14 protein-coding genes are annotated in these 15,715 nt (G+C 42.4%); all 14 read right to left on the bottom strand.

The annotated features are described in order from the left end of the window. Positions 1–72: 72 nt before the first annotated feature. The 14 genes from BN3282_RS11855 to BN3282_RS11790 all read right to left on the bottom strand — a co-directional run bounded on the left by BN3282_RS11855 (position 73) and on the right by BN3282_RS11790 (position 15,711). Complete coding sequence (locus tag BN3282_RS11855; RefSeq protein WP_162858244.1) at positions 73–549, bottom strand: NADH-quinone oxidoreductase subunit NuoE family protein; 477 nt, start codon at positions 547–549, stop codon at positions 73–75. A 34-nt stretch (positions 550–583) separates the two neighbouring features. Continuing rightward, entirely contained in the window at positions 584–1,288 is a 705-nt protein-coding gene (locus tag BN3282_RS11850; protein WP_059069441.1) for a 3'-5' exonuclease, read from the bottom strand. Between the two features lie 117 nt (positions 1,289–1,405). After that, on the bottom strand, positions 1,406–1,885 hold the full coding sequence (rlmH, locus tag BN3282_RS11845) for a 23S rRNA (pseudouridine(1915)-N(3))-methyltransferase RlmH (RefSeq protein ID WP_059069439.1): 480 nt from the start codon (positions 1,883–1,885) through the stop codon (positions 1,406–1,408). Between the two features lie 35 nt (positions 1,886–1,920). Beyond that, positions 1,921–2,505 carry a pyridoxamine 5'-phosphate oxidase family protein gene (locus BN3282_RS11840; protein WP_242866633.1) on the bottom strand — a complete coding sequence of 195 codons (585 nt, stop codon included), beginning with the start codon at positions 2,503–2,505 and terminating at the stop codon, positions 1,921–1,923. A 14-nt stretch (positions 2,506–2,519) separates the two neighbouring features. Further along, positions 2,520–3,914, bottom strand: coding sequence for an NADPH-dependent glutamate synthase (gltA, locus tag BN3282_RS11835; RefSeq protein ID WP_059069436.1), 1,395 nt, complete (start codon positions 3,912–3,914; stop codon positions 2,520–2,522). After that, positions 3,914–4,801 (bottom strand): sulfide/dihydroorotate dehydrogenase-like FAD/NAD-binding protein, encoded by an 888-nt coding sequence (locus BN3282_RS11830; RefSeq protein WP_059069434.1) that lies wholly within the window; start codon positions 4,799–4,801, stop codon positions 3,914–3,916. The genes gltA and BN3282_RS11830 overlap by 1 nt, the downstream gene beginning before the upstream one ends. A 141-nt stretch (positions 4,802–4,942) precedes the next feature. Further along, positions 4,943–6,124 (bottom strand): iron-containing alcohol dehydrogenase, encoded by a 1,182-nt coding sequence (locus BN3282_RS11825; RefSeq protein WP_059069432.1) that lies wholly within the window; start codon positions 6,122–6,124, stop codon positions 4,943–4,945. Positions 6,125–6,237: 113 nt separating this feature from the next. Next, entirely contained in the window at positions 6,238–7,611 is a 1,374-nt protein-coding gene (locus BN3282_RS11820) for a chitobiase/beta-hexosaminidase C-terminal domain-containing protein (protein ID WP_059069430.1), read from the bottom strand. 11 nt (positions 7,612–7,622) lie between these two features. Continuing rightward, positions 7,623–8,462 carry a bifunctional methylenetetrahydrofolate dehydrogenase/methenyltetrahydrofolate cyclohydrolase FolD gene (gene folD, locus BN3282_RS11815; RefSeq protein ID WP_059069428.1) on the bottom strand — a complete coding sequence of 280 codons (840 nt, stop codon included), beginning with the start codon at positions 8,460–8,462 and terminating at the stop codon, positions 7,623–7,625. A 12-nt stretch (positions 8,463–8,474) separates the two neighbouring features. After that, positions 8,475–10,145, bottom strand: coding sequence for a formate--tetrahydrofolate ligase (locus tag BN3282_RS11810; RefSeq protein ID WP_059069426.1), 1,671 nt, complete (start codon positions 10,143–10,145; stop codon positions 8,475–8,477). 34 nt (positions 10,146–10,179) lie between these two features. After that, the gene (locus BN3282_RS11805; RefSeq protein WP_059069424.1) at positions 10,180–12,711 is read right to left on the bottom strand and encodes an FtsK/SpoIIIE family DNA translocase; all 2,532 of its coding nucleotides are present in this window, start codon (positions 12,709–12,711) and stop codon (positions 10,180–10,182) included. A 68-nt stretch (positions 12,712–12,779) separates the two neighbouring features. After that, positions 12,780–13,502, bottom strand: coding sequence for a ClpP family protease (locus BN3282_RS11800; protein WP_059070443.1), 723 nt, complete (start codon positions 13,500–13,502; stop codon positions 12,780–12,782). Positions 13,503–13,655: 153 nt separating this feature from the next. Continuing rightward, the gene (locus BN3282_RS11795) at positions 13,656–14,930 is read right to left on the bottom strand and encodes an O-acetylhomoserine aminocarboxypropyltransferase/cysteine synthase family protein (RefSeq protein ID WP_059069422.1); all 1,275 of its coding nucleotides are present in this window, start codon (positions 14,928–14,930) and stop codon (positions 13,656–13,658) included. A gap of 28 nt (positions 14,931–14,958) precedes the next feature. Next, complete coding sequence (locus tag BN3282_RS11790) at positions 14,959–15,711, bottom strand: CFI-box-CTERM domain-containing protein (RefSeq protein WP_059069420.1); 753 nt, start codon at positions 15,709–15,711, stop codon at positions 14,959–14,961. Positions 15,712–15,715 lie beyond the last annotated feature (4 nt).

Genomic DNA, 15,715 nt, shown 5'->3' with positions numbered 1-15,715 from the left:
ACGCCTTTTATAGATAGTATATGTGCGGCGGCCGTACCATTAGTACTTTCTCATATACGCTTTTTAAGTTTCTTATTTTTTGCCGTACTGACTGAATATAGAATGTATATCCTCTGGCCTGACATTTTTATATATCTTTTTGTCTATCATAAAATTCGGAGAAGTTCTACATTGCTTTAAACAATTCTGTACCTTTAGATAATATTTCCCATCACAAGAAATATTATTTTTTCCTATCTGCAGTTCTTTACGTATCTGCGCGATCAGCTCCGCACCCTTTTTTCTGCCGCAGCGCTCACCTGAACAGACCGTGATCTCGTGGGCACATGCGGACTTTTTCAGGCTCGGATACGTACGTATCAGCAGATCGATGAAGGACAAAGAAACGCCTGTTGCCTGCGCTGCTCTGCTTTTCAATTCTTCTGTCAAAACAGCGTTTACCTCCTTCAACTCCTGCAGCATCTGGACAATGACAGATTGTTCTGCTCTATCTTTTTGTGTACTGTAATAGGATAAAATTTCTTCTGTCTGTCTTTCCTGCTCACTCAACTCCATACCCTCCTATATCTTTTTATTTTCTTTTTTATTTTATACTTCCCGACAATATTTTTTCAATCAACTTTGAGGCTTCTGACTTTGTTATTTTTTCTACATCAAATTCTACTGGCAGTCCTTTTTGCTTTATGAGACGTTTTAAAAAAGAGACTTGCTTTGCTGTAGCCGGCAAGCTGATCGCGGCAGGACTCTTTAGTGGTTCAGGGATGAATACAGACGGCATACTTTCTTCATAATAATGTGCCAGTGTCTGATAGAGTTTTGCGGTTGCAAGAGCATCATAATAAGCACGATGTGCCGCCGGATTCTGTATCTGATAATGTTCACATAAGGCACCTAATTTTTTCGAAGGTAAGGATGGATGAGCGGATTTGGCAATTTTTAAAGTATCTATCCCTTTGTGTTCAAAAGTATAGCCATTTTTTTGTGCGTGATTCCAGACAAAACTGAAATCAAACTGTACATTATGACCGATCAGAATGTCCTCCTGACAGAAGTCTACAAAGTCAGCAAGCACTTCCCGACAGCTTCTGGCAGCCTCCACCATCTTATCACTGATTCCCGTAAGTTCGGTAATCTGAGCCGGAATAGCGTATTCTGGTTTGATAAATTCCATGAATCGCTGCGTCACTTTTCCTTGACGTACTTTTAGGGCTCCTATCTCAATGATCTCATGTTCCTGCGGATTTAATCCGGTTGTTTCTATATCAAAGGCAATGTATGATTTCTGCATGTGTACCTCTTTTGTTCCCCTTTTCTTATAACATTGGTTTACCCCGATTATAGCTTACTTTTTTCTTGTTGTATATCAAAATTTCCGTCAAAAAGAAAAGCAACTGTCCACAATTTTTTACTTATGATAGGGTTCTCTGTTTATGATCCGAAAGCTCCTGTAGATTTGTTCCAACAGAACTACCCGCATAAGTTGATGAGGAAAGGTCATTTTAGAAAAACTAAGCGCAAAATCCGCTCGTTTTAGTACTTCTTTGCTAAGTCCGATAGAGCCGCCTATCACAAAGGCAATATTGCTTTTCCCCTGTATGCATAAATGCTCGATCTTTTCTGCCAGTTCCTCCGAGGTCAGCATGTTCCCCTTGATTTCTAATGTGATCACATACATATCGTCCTTGATATATTTTAATAGGCGTTGTCCTTCTTTTCCACGTATGCCTTCTTCTGCGGCTGTACTGGCTGTATCCGGCGTTTTTTCATCTGCTACTTCGATGATCGTCAGTTTACAGTACTTGGATAATCGTTTCGTATATTCCGCAATCGCATCTTTTAAATATTTTTCTTTTATCTTTCCTACTGAAAGAAGGGTTATCTGCATGTTTTTCTCCTATCTGATACATAGTAAAGATCTGCTTATTTCGACTCTTTTTTCTTTCCTGTATACTGTGTTGCATCTATACGATATACTGTTGTCCTTTTCAACATATCCGACTGGAAAGGAGTTTCTAAATTTACTTGCAAATGCTCCAACAACAGCTTTAATCCCAGTATCTTTTCCTGTTCTTCCTCAACTTTGTGTATAACTCCAGTGCCCATAATACTACGATAGGCATAGGAATATTTGCACGCACACTCTCCTCGGATCAGCTCATGCGCACAGTCCATCTCGAAGGCAATCTCTTTGTTTTTTTTGAACGCCTCTGCTTTTCTGCCTTCACATGCGCTGTGCACATACAGTTTTAGACTTCCGTCCTGCATAGAAAGTACATAGCCAAAATTCATCGGTACGATAAAAAGTCCTTTTTCATCCATGGATCCAATACGTACGACCTTGCATTGTTCTATTACTTTCTTCTTTTCTTCTATCTCTTTAATTTCTCTTTTATACAGACGCATGATCTTCACTTTCTTTTTTTGTATTTTGTAATAGAAAATACTCCGCCTTCCTCCGCATCCGGTATATCCGGATACAGATTCATGCGGAGTTACATTTCTCATACTTCAGAATATTTTTATTTATCTTTATTTTTTAAATATTCATCAATCCCTTTTGCGCCGGCCTTTCCCGCTCCCATTGCCAAGATAACGGTCGCAGCTCCTGTCACAGCATCGCCGCCTGCAAAAACACCTTCTTTTGATGTCTGTCCGTTTTCTTCGTCTGCAACGATACATTTTCTACGATTTATATCCAATCCTTTTGTAGTGGACGAGATCAATGGATTAGGAGATGTTCCAAGAGACATGATCACAGTATCTACTTCAATATCGTACTCGGAGCCTGGAATCTCAACTGGACGTCTTCTTCCTGAAGCATCAGGCTCGCCTAATTCCATTTTAACAACTGTCATGCTTGTAATGTTTCCGTTGTCGTCTACATTGATCTTTTTCGGATTAGTAAGAAGATCAAAGATAACGCCTTCCTCTTTAGCATGATGAACTTCTTCTACTCGTGCCGGCAGTTCTGCCTCACTTCTTCTATAGACAACATGTACTTCCGCGCCAAGTCTTAATGCAGTTCTTGCGGCATCCATTGCCACATTGCCGCCTCCGACAACAGCGACCTTTTTGCCTGCTGCGATCGGTGTATCATAAGAATCATCGAATGCTTTCATCAAGTTGCTTCTTGTTAAATACTCATTTGCAGAAAATACTTCATTTGCATTTTCTCCAGGAATTCCCATAAACATTGGAAGACCTGCGCCAGAACCAATAAATACGGCTTCAAAACCTTCTTCCTCCATCAACTGATCGACCGTAGTAGATTTTCCTATGACTACATTCGTTTCAAATTTGACGCCTAGTTCTTTTACTTTCTCTATTTCTTTTGCTACGACTTTTTGTTTAGGAAGACGGAATTCCGGAATGCCGTATACAAGAACTCCTCCTAACTCATGAAGAGCTTCAAATACTGTCACATCATACCCCAGTTTTGCCAAATCGCCTGCGCATGTCAGTCCGGAAGGACCTGAACCGATAACGGCTACTTTATGCCCATTCTTCTTGTCTGCCCCTACAGGTTTTATATCATGTTCCAAAGCATAGTCAGCGACAAATCTCTCCAGTTTACCGATCGAGACAGGTTCGCCCTTAATGCCGCGGATACATTTCCCTTCACACTGTGATTCTTGAGGACATACTCGTCCGCAGATTGCCGGCAGTGCTGAAGATTTCCCGATGACTTTGTAGGCTTCTTCAATGTTTCCCTCTTTGACTTCATGGATAAACCCGGGAATATCAATTGAAACCGGACATCCTTGTACACACTTTGCATTCTTACAATTTAAACATCTGGCAGCTTCTTCCATAGCCTCTTCCTGATTATAACCAAGGCATACTTCCTCGAAATTAGCTGCTCGTTTTTTCGGATCCTGCTCTCTTACAGGTACCTTCTTCATTACATTTCCCATTAGTCGTCACCTCCACAATGTCCGCATCCGCCGTGATGGGTATCACCTTCCTGAAGTTTCAGCATTGCGCGTCCTTCTTTTGTTTTATACATCTGACTTCTCTTCATCGCTTGATCAAAGTCTACCAAGTGTCCGTCAAATTCAGGACCGTCTACACAGGCAAATTTAATTTCATCGCCTACCTGAAGACGACAAGCGCCGCACATGCCCGTTCCATCGACCATGATCGGATTCATACTGACAATAGTAGGGATTTCTAATTTCTTCGTCAATAAACATACGAATTTCATCATGATCATCGGACCGATAGCAACACAGACATCGTATTGTTTTCCTTCGTTTACCAATTCTTCTACCATAGTCGTGACCATGCCTGCATGTCCATAGGAGCCGTCATCTGTACATGGATAATACTCCCCTGCAACGTCTTTCATCTCATCTTCTAAGATCAGCATATCTTTTGTCTTGGCTCCGACGATCACATCTGCATCAATCCCATGTTCATGGAGCCATTTTACCTGCGGATATACAGGAGCTGCTCCTACACCGCCTGCGACAAACAGCATTTTCTTCTTTTTCAATGTCTCCATATCTTCATGAACAAATTCTGAAGCGCATCCCAATGGACCTGTAAAATCGCGGAAACTATCCCCTGCTTTTAATTCACCCATCTTCGTTGTAGACGCTCCAACCTCCTGCACAACAATCGTAATTGTGCCGGCTTCTCTGTCATAATCACAAATCGTAAGCGGAATACGTTCTCCTTTTTCATCCATCTTTACAATCACAAACTGGCCAGGCTGACAGTGACTAGCAACACGCGGTGCATGTACATCCATCAGAAAGATCTTATCAGCCAGTTTTTCAGCTTTTAATATCTTATACATGTTTTTCCTCCTTGTAAAAATCACCCTTTCCCTATAATACGCTATTTACAGCGGAAAGGCAAGTATTCTTTCCTGTCCGTATACACAATAGGGACAGGCACAATTTCTTTGCGCCTGTCCCTGCATGTATTCTTCCTCTTATTAGAAGTCAACTTCTGTTCCGTAATATGTACATGTAAACAGTTTTTCCATTGTTGCAGGATCGATTGCACGTGGATTAGAACCTGTACAGGCATCTCCTACTGCCAGCTCTGCAATGTTAGCAATTTTTTCTTTGAATTCTTCTTCATTGATTCCAAAATCTTTCAGAGTTTTTGGAATATTCAATTTTACATTGAAATCATCAATTTTCTCTACAAGACTGTTTATCAGAGCTTTTTCTGATGTTCCAGCAAGACCCATTCTGCGTGCGATCTCAGCATAACGTTTTGCAGCCACTGGATCTTTTGCATTATATTTAATAACATAAGGAAGGTAAATCGCATTTGCGCATCCATGTGGAATATGTCCTGTTGAGAATGCAGCTCCTGTCTTATGTGCCATAGAATGTACGATACCTAAAAGTGCATTAGAGAATGCCATTCCTGCCAAACACTGTGCATAGTGCATCTGCTCTCTTGCAACCATATCACAATTGTAAGAAGCAGGAAGATAATCCAGAACCATCTCGATTGCCTGCAGTGCAAGAGGATCTGTAAATGGTCCATTCAATGTAGAAACATAAGCCTCAATTGCATGTGTAAGTGCATCCATACCTGTATACGCAACCTGTTTTACAGGAAGTCCTGATACAAGATCCGGATCAACGATCGCTACATCTGGTGTAATATTGAAGTCTGCCAGAGGATATTTCACTCCTGTCTGGTAGTTTGTAATAACAGAAAATGCTGTTACTTCTGTTGCTGTTCCTGATGTAGAAGGAATCGCCGCAAATTTTGCTTTCTGTCTTAATTCTGGGAAACCAAATGGTACGCAAAGCTGTTCAAATGTTACATCCGGATATTCATAGAATGCCCACATTGCTTTTGCTGCATCGATCGGTGATCCGCCTCCCATAGAAACGATCCAGTCTGGTTCAAAAGCACGCATTGCTTCAGCGCCTTTCATAACTGTCTCCACAGATGGATCTGGCTCAACACCTTCAAATACCTGGACTTCCATTCCGGCTTCTTTCAAGTAATTTACAGCTCTGTCGAGAAATCCCTGGCGTTTCATAGATCCGCCGCCTACTACTAAGATCGCTTTTTTTCCTTTTAAATTTTTGAGTTCTTCCAGACATCCTTTTCCGTGGTAGATGTCTCTTGGTAAACAAAATCTGCTCATGATCTGCATCTCCTTTTGCTTATGTTATTTTTTTAACAAAACTATTATAACACTGCTGTTCTGGTTATGCAAGCCTTTTCCTATAATTTGTTCTAGAGAATTTTTGTTATTCTCTATTCTAAATTGAGACTATACCTTTTTGTCGTGACCTGGGTCATTTTTCCATTATTATTATTTACCAAAACCGCCTTAAACGTGGTCCATTCTCCTACTGCAACCGCAGGCATATCGACGGGTCCTGCATACTGCAAAGATGCTGTGGTAGGTTCGCTGCCGTCCAGCGTGTAATAGGCAGTATAGCCTTCCGGTACATGGACTGTTATTTGTGCAGCTTCACTATACGTTCCTGTAGACGGATTGACAGAGGGGGCGTTTGCAATCGGAATCTGTACCGTGTATGTCTTAGAGACAACAACACTTGGAATCCCCTTTTTATTCACCGCCAGTGCCTGTATCTGTGTTTCCCCTTCTTCCAATAGAATCGGCTCTGCATACTGTGTACTGGAAGTGGTCGGCTCGCTGCCGTCTGTCGTATAATAAATGGTACTGCCTTCCGCTTTAATAGTTACTTGCTGCACTTCGTCATAATTTCCTTCTTCTGGAGTAAACTCCGGCGCAGGTGAAACATATGCCTTTACTTTGGACAACACCTTTTGGTCTTCACATCCTTCCAGCAATTCGGATATTTTCCCCAGCTGATCGGTATCCTTATAAAACTGGATGGCTGCTTTATAGATTTCTGCGTTAGAAGGCTGGGTTTCCAACGCAGACAAAAATACTTCCTCCGCTGCGTCTAAATCTTCCTGCTGTATATATACCTTGGACAATCCGATATATGCTTCTGCTTTTCCAGAGCTTCTGCCGATCGCACGGCGGAACAGCTGTTCTGCAGAACTATATTCACTGGTCTGAAGTGCCTTATATCCTTGTTTTACAATGCCTACATAGGAATTGCGATAAAGTACAAAACCAGCTATGCCTAACAGAAGCAAAATCCCCAAAAGTACGATAAGCAATCTTTGCCGCCTCTTTTTTGCCGCCTGTTTTTTTCGAGTCATCTGCTGTCTTCGCCTCGCCTCGGGACTTTTAGACAATTTCCCTGTATTCGACGCATTCGTACGGATATTGGATGTCCCTTGCACTCTTCCGGTATTTTTGCTTCCTCGCATGTTTCCAGTCGTTTTTCTTTGTACGCCTTGTTCTTGTCGAGTCTGATACTGTGTCCTTCTGCTCCCCCTGATTCTGTCTAATTCTCCCTGACTTAGGACACGCGTAGAATTTCCATATTCTGTTGTATCTTCTCTTTGTATTCTGCGCAGATCACTTGTTCCTATCGGACGTGTTGCGTCTTCCACAGAGCCTTTCACTTGCTGTGTAAGAACGTCTTCCAAGGGATTATAATCTGGCACGATCTGGACTTGCATACCGCATTTAGGACAAATCAGTTCCTCATCCGAAAATACGGCTCCACAATGCCTGCATCTCATAGTATTTCCCCCTACCTGCGCACTGTCTCTACACAGTTATTCATCAACATTGCGATCGTCATCGGTCCTACTCCCCCCGGAACCGGTGTGATCGCGGATACTTTTGGTTCTACATCGGCAAAATCCACATCTCCACAGAGATGACCTTCCTCATCTCTGTGCATACCGACATCAATCACGACTGCACCGTCTTTCACATATTCGGATGTGATAAACTGTCTTTTTCCTATCGCCACGATCAAAATATCCGCTCTTTTTGTGATCTCTTTCAGATTTTTGGTACGGGAATGGGCTACTGTCACTGTGCCATTTTCTCTTAAAAGCAATGCGGCCATTGGTTTGCCGACAATATTGCTTCTCCCGACAATGACACATTCTTTTCCTTCGATAGAAATATCAGATCGTTTTAAAAGCTGTATGATTCCCGCCGGTGTACAGGACAAAAATCCTTTTTCTCCGATCCACAGCCTTCCCACACTTGTCGGATGGAAACCGTCGACATCTTTTTCCGGCGAAATCGTTCGGATGATCCGGTCTTCATTTATATGTTTAGGAAGCGGCAGCTGTACAAGTATTCCATTTACATTTGATGAGTTATTCAGACTTTTTACAAGATCGACGAGTTCTTCCTCTGTTGTACTTTCTGACAATTCATAAGACTGTGATTCGATCCCGATATATGCACATGCCTTTTTCTTATTATTGACGTATACGGTAGAAGCCGGATCCTCTCCTACCTGTATAACCGCAAGGCATATATGTTTTCCTTTTTCTTTAAACTGTTTTACTTCCTCTTTTAATTCTTCTTTTATCTCTTTAGAAATTCTCTTTCCGTCAATTCGTACTGCCATGTATCTCTCCTCTTAAAATAATCCTGTTATTTTTCCATCCTCAGAAACATCGATCCCATTTGCAGCCGGTACTTTCGGCAATCCCGGCATCGTCATGATCGCTCCTGTCAGGGCAACGACAAAACCGGCTCCTGCACTGACATACACTTCCCGGATATGAATAGCAAAGTTTTCAGGACGTCCAAGTTTCTTTGCGTCATCCGACAAAGAATATTGATTCTTTGCCATACAGACAGGAAAATTTCCAAATCCCATGGCAGTGATTTTGTCTAACTGCCTCTTAGCTGCCGGTTCATAAATAACCTCATTTGCTCCGTAAATTTCCTTTGCTATCGTTTCGATTTTCTTTTCCAGAGACATGTCATCCGGATAGAGGGTATGAAAATCACTTTCTTTATTTTCCAATGTATCCAACACTTTTTCAGCCAGTGCAATACCGCCTTCTCCGCCTTTTTCCCACACTTCTGAAAGCGCAAACTGACATCCTCTCTGCTCACAGAATTTGCGTATATACGCATTTTCCGCCTCTGTATCTGTAATAAAAGAATTTAGTGTAACAATTACTGGAACTCCATATTTTTGTATATTTTCAATATGCTTTTCCAGATTTGAAATTCCTTTTTCCAACGCTTCCAAATTCTCTTCAGCCAGATTCTCTTTTTTTACACCCCCATTATACTTGAGCGCCCGAACAGTTGCAACTAAAACAACAGCGTCTGGATGCAGCCCGGCCATACGGCATTTGATATCCATAAATTTTTCTGCGCCCAGATCTGCGCCGAAACCAGCCTCCGTGATTGTAATATCGCTTAGCTTCATAGCCATTCTCGTTGCCCGCACACTATTGCATCCATGTGCAATATTTGCAAACGGTCCCCCATGTACAAGAGCTGGCGTATGTTCCAGCGTCTGGATGAGATTCGGTTTGATCGCATCTTTTAACAGAGCCGTCATTGCCCCGGTCGCCTGCAGATCATCAGCTGTAACAGGGACCCCGTCGAAAGTATATGCCACAATGATCCTTCCCAGACGCTCTTTTAAATCTTGCAGATCCTCTGCCAGACACAGGATTGCCATGATCTCGGAAGCAACGGTGATCACAAAATGATCTTCTCTTACCATACCGTCCATTTTATTGCCAAGCCCAACGACGATATTCCGCAATACACGATCATTCATGTCCAGACAGCGTTTCCAGACAACTTGTCTTGGGTCGATCTTCAGTGCGTTTCCCTGCTGTATATGATTGTCCAGCATTGCAGCCAACAGATTATTTGCCGATGTGATCGCATGAAAATCACCTGTGAAATGGAGATTAAGATCTTCCATAGGTACGACCTGTGCATAACCGCCCCCTGCAGCGCCTCCTTTAATACCAAAACATGGACCAAGTGAAGGCTCCCGCAGTGCGATCAGTGCTTTCTTTCCTAACTTTGCCATCGCCTGTCCAAGTCCTACGGTGGTAGTTGTCTTTCCCTCGCCAGCGGGAGTTGGATTGATCGCAGTTACAAGTATAAGTTTTCCATCAGGATTTTCTTTGATTTTGTCCCAGAGTTCTTCTGATAATTTAGCTTTATGTTTTCCGTAAAATTCTAGTTCATCTTCTTCGATACCAATTTGCTGTGCTACTTCTTTAATGGGCTTTAGTTCTGCCTCCTGTGCGATCTGGATATCTGTTTTCATTTGTGTCGTCCTCCTATCTTTCTTTGTGACTTATTTATATATTTTCTTCTATAAACTGTTCAAATTCTTCCTTGGACATTAAGACTTTTCTGGGTTTTGTTCCTTCTTCCGGTCCGACCACTCCAGCCTCACAAAGCTGATCCATGATACGGGCAGCTCTGTTAAACCCAATCTTAAACATCCGCTGCAGCATACCGATAGAAGCCTTTTCTTTATCTACGATCAGGCGACCGGCTTCCGTAAAATAAGCATCTCTGTCATTTTCATTATCCTGCCCTGTTCCAGGCAGTCCATCACCTGTTCCCGCGGCATTTAGGCTTACATGTTCTTCTATTTCATCACTGTAACAAGCATTTCCGTTTTGTTCGATGAGATGATCCACTACTTTTTGTACCTCTTTATCTGATACAAAAGAACCTTGCACACGTACCGGCTTCGGATATCCTACAGGATAAAAGAGCATATCTCCTTTGCCCAAAAGTTTTTCTGCACCGTTCATATCTATGATCGTTCTGGAATCCACGCCGGAAGAAACAGAGAACGCAATCCTAGACGGCATATTTGCTTTGATCAGCCCAGTGATGACGTTCACAGAAGGCCGCTGCGTCGCAAGGATCAAATGGAGTCCTGCCGCTCTTGCAAGCTGCGCCAACCGGCAGATCGCGCTTTCCACTTTCCCAGGCGCTACCATCATCAGATCCGCAAGCTCATCTACAATAATAACAATCTGCGGCATTGGTTTGGGACTCTCCTCTTCTTTCATTTGTCCTACTTTTTCATTAAAACCTTTTAAATCTCGGACATTGTACTCTGCGAAAAGCTGATACCGCTTCATCATCTCCGCAACTGCCCAGTTCAAAGCTCCCGCCGCCTTTTTGGGATCGGTCACGACAGGAATCAAAAGATGAGGGATTCCATTATACACGCTTAACTCTACAACTTTCGGATCGACCATGATCAATTTCACATCTTCCGGACTGGATTTATAAATAATGCTCATGATCAGCGTGTTGATACATACCGATTTTCCAGATCCCGTTGCTCCTGCCACAAGTAAATGCGGCATCTTCGCAATATCTGCCACAACGACTTTTCCTGCGATATCTTTTCCTACTGCAAAAGAAAGCCCCGACTTACTTGTCTTAAACTCGTCAGATTCCAAAAGATCTCTTAACATGACTGCTGTATTCTCATTGTTGGGAACCTCGATCCCAACAGCGGCCTTTCCGGGGATCGGGGCCTCAATACGCAGATCTGCTACAGCAAGATTTAATTTGATATCGTCCGCAAGCCCAACGATCTTACTTACTTTTACTCCTTGTTCCGGCTGCAGTTCATATCTTGTAACAGAAGGACCGCAACTTGCATTGGTTACGTGTACTCTGACACCGAAATTTTGAAATGTCTGCTCTAGCTTCATTGCCGTAGCGCGCAAATGCGCATCAGAATCTCCGTTTCCCTTTTTTCCTTTTTTTAATAATGACAACGGAGGAATCTCATATTTTTTTGCATGTTCTGCCTCCTGTGTCTGAATCGCACGGGCTACATTCTGTACCTGCTCTGCTGCTTCTTCCGGACTTTGTTGTATTTTCTTCTGTCTCGGCTTTTTCGGAAGTTCATCTAGTTCTTCATAAGTACCTCCGCCTGCCGTATTGTCTGACACAGCCTCTTCTGGCGCTTCCGGCTGTTCAGCACGTGTAATGACAAATGCGTCCATAAATGCCGCATTATTTTTAGGCTCTTCTGCAATTTCTCCTATTTCTTCTCCTGCTGTATCTGCAGAAAGTTCTTTTAGCTCCGGTGACTTTCTCTTCTTTCTTCCTTTTCCTTTCGCAGTCTTTTCCTCTGCCATCTCTGAAGGAAGCTGCTCTGTCAAGGTAGTCGCAAAAGATACGCCGGAAACCTTTCTATCGCTGCGCTTTTCCTGCTTTGTCTCATTTCTAGCCTGCCGTTTCTCTTGGCGTAAGATCTGTGTCTGTTCATGTTTTCTTTTTGCACCTTCATACGCTTTTTTCCCGTGGCTGCCAAGTGGTGCCAGAAGAGATTTTTCCGTGATTAAGATCACACAGATGACAGCAAGAACGATCGTTACAACATATGTACCTGCCACACCGATCAGCGGACAGAGAAGATTCAGCACCGCGCCGCCTACAAGTCCGCCGGCATTTTTGTGAAGTCCTGCTTGATGATAATAGTCGAGCAAAGCTGTGCCGGCCTGATATTTATTGATAACCAGTTCTAAAAATACTGTAATAAGAATAAAAAGCAAAACTCCTGCCGTAATTTTTATGTAAGCCCGCGTATTGCCTTTGTTCAGCACACCAAAAGCAATACCGGCAAATAAGAGAAATGGCAGGACATACGCCATATATCCAAACAATCCGAACATAACGGAAGAAGCAGCCTCCCCGACCATTCCTCCAATGCCGAAATTACTGATCACCATAAGAATACAAACTGCCAGAGAGAGCAGGATCCAAATTTCTTCTTTTAAAGCTGTATTTTCCTTTGCTTTGTTTGGTCTGCGTTTTGTGCTTTTTTTTCTTTTTGTAGATTTTGCAGACATATAACTCCCCCTTTGGTAAATAAACATACTATATCAAGTATAACATTATTTAAAAACGGTGTCATTATTTATTTTTTACAATCTTCTTTCCTGCTTTGCTCCTGTCTTTCATCTATCAGTTCATGAAGCTTTGCAAAGGCCTGGCTTATTCCTCCCACTTCGTCTATCATCCCTTCTTCGACTGCTTCTTTTCCCTCCAACATCGTCCCCACATCTTTGACAAGCTGTGTAGAGTCCAACATCAATTCTAATAGTCTCTCCTGTGAAATGTGGGAATGTTCTGCAATAAATTGAGTAATACGCTCCTGAGTACGCTCCATATTGCGATAACTTTGTATTACTCCGATGAACATTCCCGTAGAGCGTACCGGATGAACGATCATCGTACCGGTCGGTACGATAAAAGAGTAATCCGCTGATACCGCAAGCGGCCCTCCGATTGAATGACTTCCCCCTAACACTAAGGATACTGTCGGTTTACTTAAAGAAGCAATCATCTCTGCGATCGCCAGTCCGGCCTCCACATCTCCCCCCAGCGTATTGAGCAGGATTAAAATGCCATCTGTCTCATCTTCTTCTGCCTGTGCCAGCCTTGGGAGAAGATGTTCATACTTCGTTGCTTTTGTATTGCCGGACACCGCCTCATGTCCCTCTATTTCTCCAATGATCGTTAATAGCTGGATTTTATGTTCACTTCTGCTCTCTGTAAATTTCAATGCGCCCATTTCTTTTATGGCTTCATTTTCTTTTTTCTCTTCTTCTCTTGTGTCTTCTGTCTTTTTTGTATCCATCCGGTTATTTTTCATATACGGTTTCCTCCTGCCATTTCCTCTGATTTTTCCTTTTGCGTTTTCTTTAGTATCTGGCTTCCGGACAGATTTTATTCTGCTATTATATAGAAAAATGGTATGGATGCAAATTGTATACATCCATACCATTTTAAATTATTCCAATGCTTGTGCTAAATCTGCAATGATATCATCAATATTCTCGATTCCCACACTAAAACGGATCAGATCCGGCTGAACACCTGCATCTCTTAATTCCTGCTCATTCATCTGGCGATGTGTATGGCTCGCCGGATGGAGCACACAGCTTCTCGCGTCTGCCACATGTGTTACGATCGCGATCATCTTTAATTTATCCATCATTTGGACCGCCGCTTCTCTTCCGCCTTTTAGTCCGAAAGTAAGAACGCCGCATGTACCTTCCGGCATATATTTTTGTGCCAGATCATAATATTTGTCACCTGAAAGAGATGGATAGGAAACCCAAGCCACTTTTTCATGTGCCTGAAGATATTTTGCCGCTTTCAGCGCATTTTCACAGTGACGTGGTACTCTCAAATGCAGTGTCTCCAGTCCGATATTTAAAAGGAATGCATTCTGCGGTGCCTGGATAGACCCCAGATCCCGCATCAACTGAGCTGTCGCTTTCGTAATATATGCTCCTTTGCCAAATTTCTGTGTATAGACAATCCCATGATATGTCTCATCCGGCGTAGTAAGTCCCGGAAACTTATCTTTATGTGCCTCCCAGTCAAAATTCCCGCTATCTACGATAGCTCCGCCCACGCAGGAAGCATGCCCGTCCATATATTTCGTCGTAGAATGTGTCACAATATCTGCGCCCCATTCAATTGGACGGCAGTTAATAGGCGTTGCAAATGTATTATCTACAATAAAGGGAACTCCATGACTATGAGCTGCCTTTGCAAATTTCTCTATATCCAAAACGACCAGAGCAGGATTAGCAATCGTTTCACCAAATACAGCTTTTGTATTTTCCTGAAAAGCAGCATTTAATTCTTCCTCTGTGCAGTCAGGATCCACAAAAGTTGCTTCTACCCCCATTTTACGGATCGTATGGGCATAAAGATTATATGTGCCTCCATAAAGAGCAGACGCACAGACAATATGGTCTCCGGCTTCCACTATATTCATGATCGCATAGAAATTTGCAGCCTGTCCGGAAGAAGTCAGCATCGCTGCCGCTCCGCCTTCTAAGTCGCAGATTTTGGCAGCAACTGCATCATTTGTAGGATTTTGAAGTCTTGTATAGAAATATCCGGCTTCTTCCAGATCAAAAAGTCGTCCCATCTGTTCACTGCTTGTATAACGAAAAGTCGTACTCTGATAGATTGGAAGAACTCTGGGTTCTCCGTTTCCAGGTTCATAACCAGATTGTATACATTTTGTTTCTATTTTATATTTGCTCATTTGTTCTCCTTATACACTACACATTTTCTTAAGAATACAGATATTTTGTTTCTAGTGTTCTGACCATATCAGTATAAAGTTCTTTGCATTCCTCTTTTTTATCACATTCGATCAAGTGAATGCATGGGTTTATATAATTTTTCCAAATATTGCTGTAAATCTCTTTTGCCGTTTGCTCTTTATCAATCCTTTTTACAATGGTCGGGGCGATATCATAATATTCATTTACCAGCGTTTTTCCCTCTGGAGTACCGAGCAGATAGGTATCTCTGTATTCTCTAAGCGTTGTCAATTCATAACAATCATCAGCCTTGCCCAGGCTTTGGCATACGGCTGTTGTAATATAACAAAAAATCCCTTTTTTAAATCCGCCCTGTATACCTGCAACAGTAGAATGCCCGATTTTAAACTCCGGCATTTTTTCATTCCAGATCTCTACCATTTTCTGTGTCATCTCTTTCGCCCTTAAAGAAGGCGCTTCGCCCATCAGAGGAACAAAATAGGAAACCATATTCATATTGTAATCCAGAGCAGCTACTTCTCTTTTTCTTTTGCTTGTAATAGCAGCAAGTTCTCCGGCCACGTATTCTGGCACAAAGGATGCCGCCTCTGCTAGTTCCTCATCTGTACCTTCACACGCCGCAGCTGCAGCTCTAAGGACATGGGCATATGTATCCTTTAGTTCATTGATATCTGACTCATATGTTTTTTTCTGGAATTTATAATCAAATGTCTTTTTATATAATTCGATCATATCTTCTCTGAGAGTATCCTGAATCATACTT

This window comes from Mediterraneibacter massiliensis, from assembly GCF_001487105.1.
GTDB lineage: Bacteria > Bacillota > Clostridia > Lachnospirales > Lachnospiraceae > Mediterraneibacter > Mediterraneibacter massiliensis.
This window is presented reverse-complemented; position numbering and strand designations above follow the sequence as displayed.

Coding starts and splice junctions, on each gene's coding strand:
- BN3282_RS11850 (WP_059069441.1), bottom strand. CDS start 1,288: ATGCAGAAATCATACATTGCCTTTGATATAGAAACAACCGGATTAAAT.
- rlmH (WP_059069439.1), bottom strand. CDS start 1,885: ATGCAGATAACCCTTCTTTCAGTAGGAAAGATAAAAGAAAAATATTTA.
- BN3282_RS11840 (WP_242866633.1), bottom strand. CDS start 2,505: ATGAGAAATGTAACTCCGCATGAATCTGTATCCGGATATACCGGATGC.
- gltA (WP_059069436.1), bottom strand. CDS start 3,914: ATGGGAAATGTAATGAAGAAGGTACCTGTAAGAGAGCAGGATCCGAAA.
- BN3282_RS11830 (WP_059069434.1), bottom strand. CDS start 4,801: ATGTATAAGATATTAAAAGCTGAAAAACTGGCTGATAAGATCTTTCTG.
- BN3282_RS11825 (WP_059069432.1), bottom strand. CDS start 6,124: ATGAGCAGATTTTGTTTACCAAGAGACATCTACCACGGAAAAGGATGT.
- BN3282_RS11820 (WP_059069430.1), bottom strand. CDS start 7,611: ATGAGATGCAGGCATTGTGGAGCCGTATTTTCGGATGAGGAACTGATT.
- folD (WP_059069428.1), bottom strand. CDS start 8,462: ATGGCAGTACGAATTGACGGAAAGAGAATTTCTAAAGAGATAAAAGAA.
- BN3282_RS11810 (WP_059069426.1), bottom strand. CDS start 10,145: ATGAAAACAGATATCCAGATCGCACAGGAGGCAGAACTAAAGCCCATT.
- BN3282_RS11805 (WP_059069424.1), bottom strand. CDS start 12,711: ATGTCTGCAAAATCTACAAAAAGAAAAAAAAGCACAAAACGCAGACCA.
- BN3282_RS11800 (WP_059070443.1), bottom strand. CDS start 13,502: ATGGATACAAAAAAGACAGAAGACACAAGAGAAGAAGAGAAAAAAGAA.
- BN3282_RS11795 (WP_059069422.1), bottom strand. CDS start 14,930: ATGAGCAAATATAAAATAGAAACAAAATGTATACAATCTGGTTATGAA.
- BN3282_RS11790 (WP_059069420.1), bottom strand. CDS start 15,711: ATGATTCAGGATACTCTCAGAGAAGATATGATCGAATTATATAAAAAG.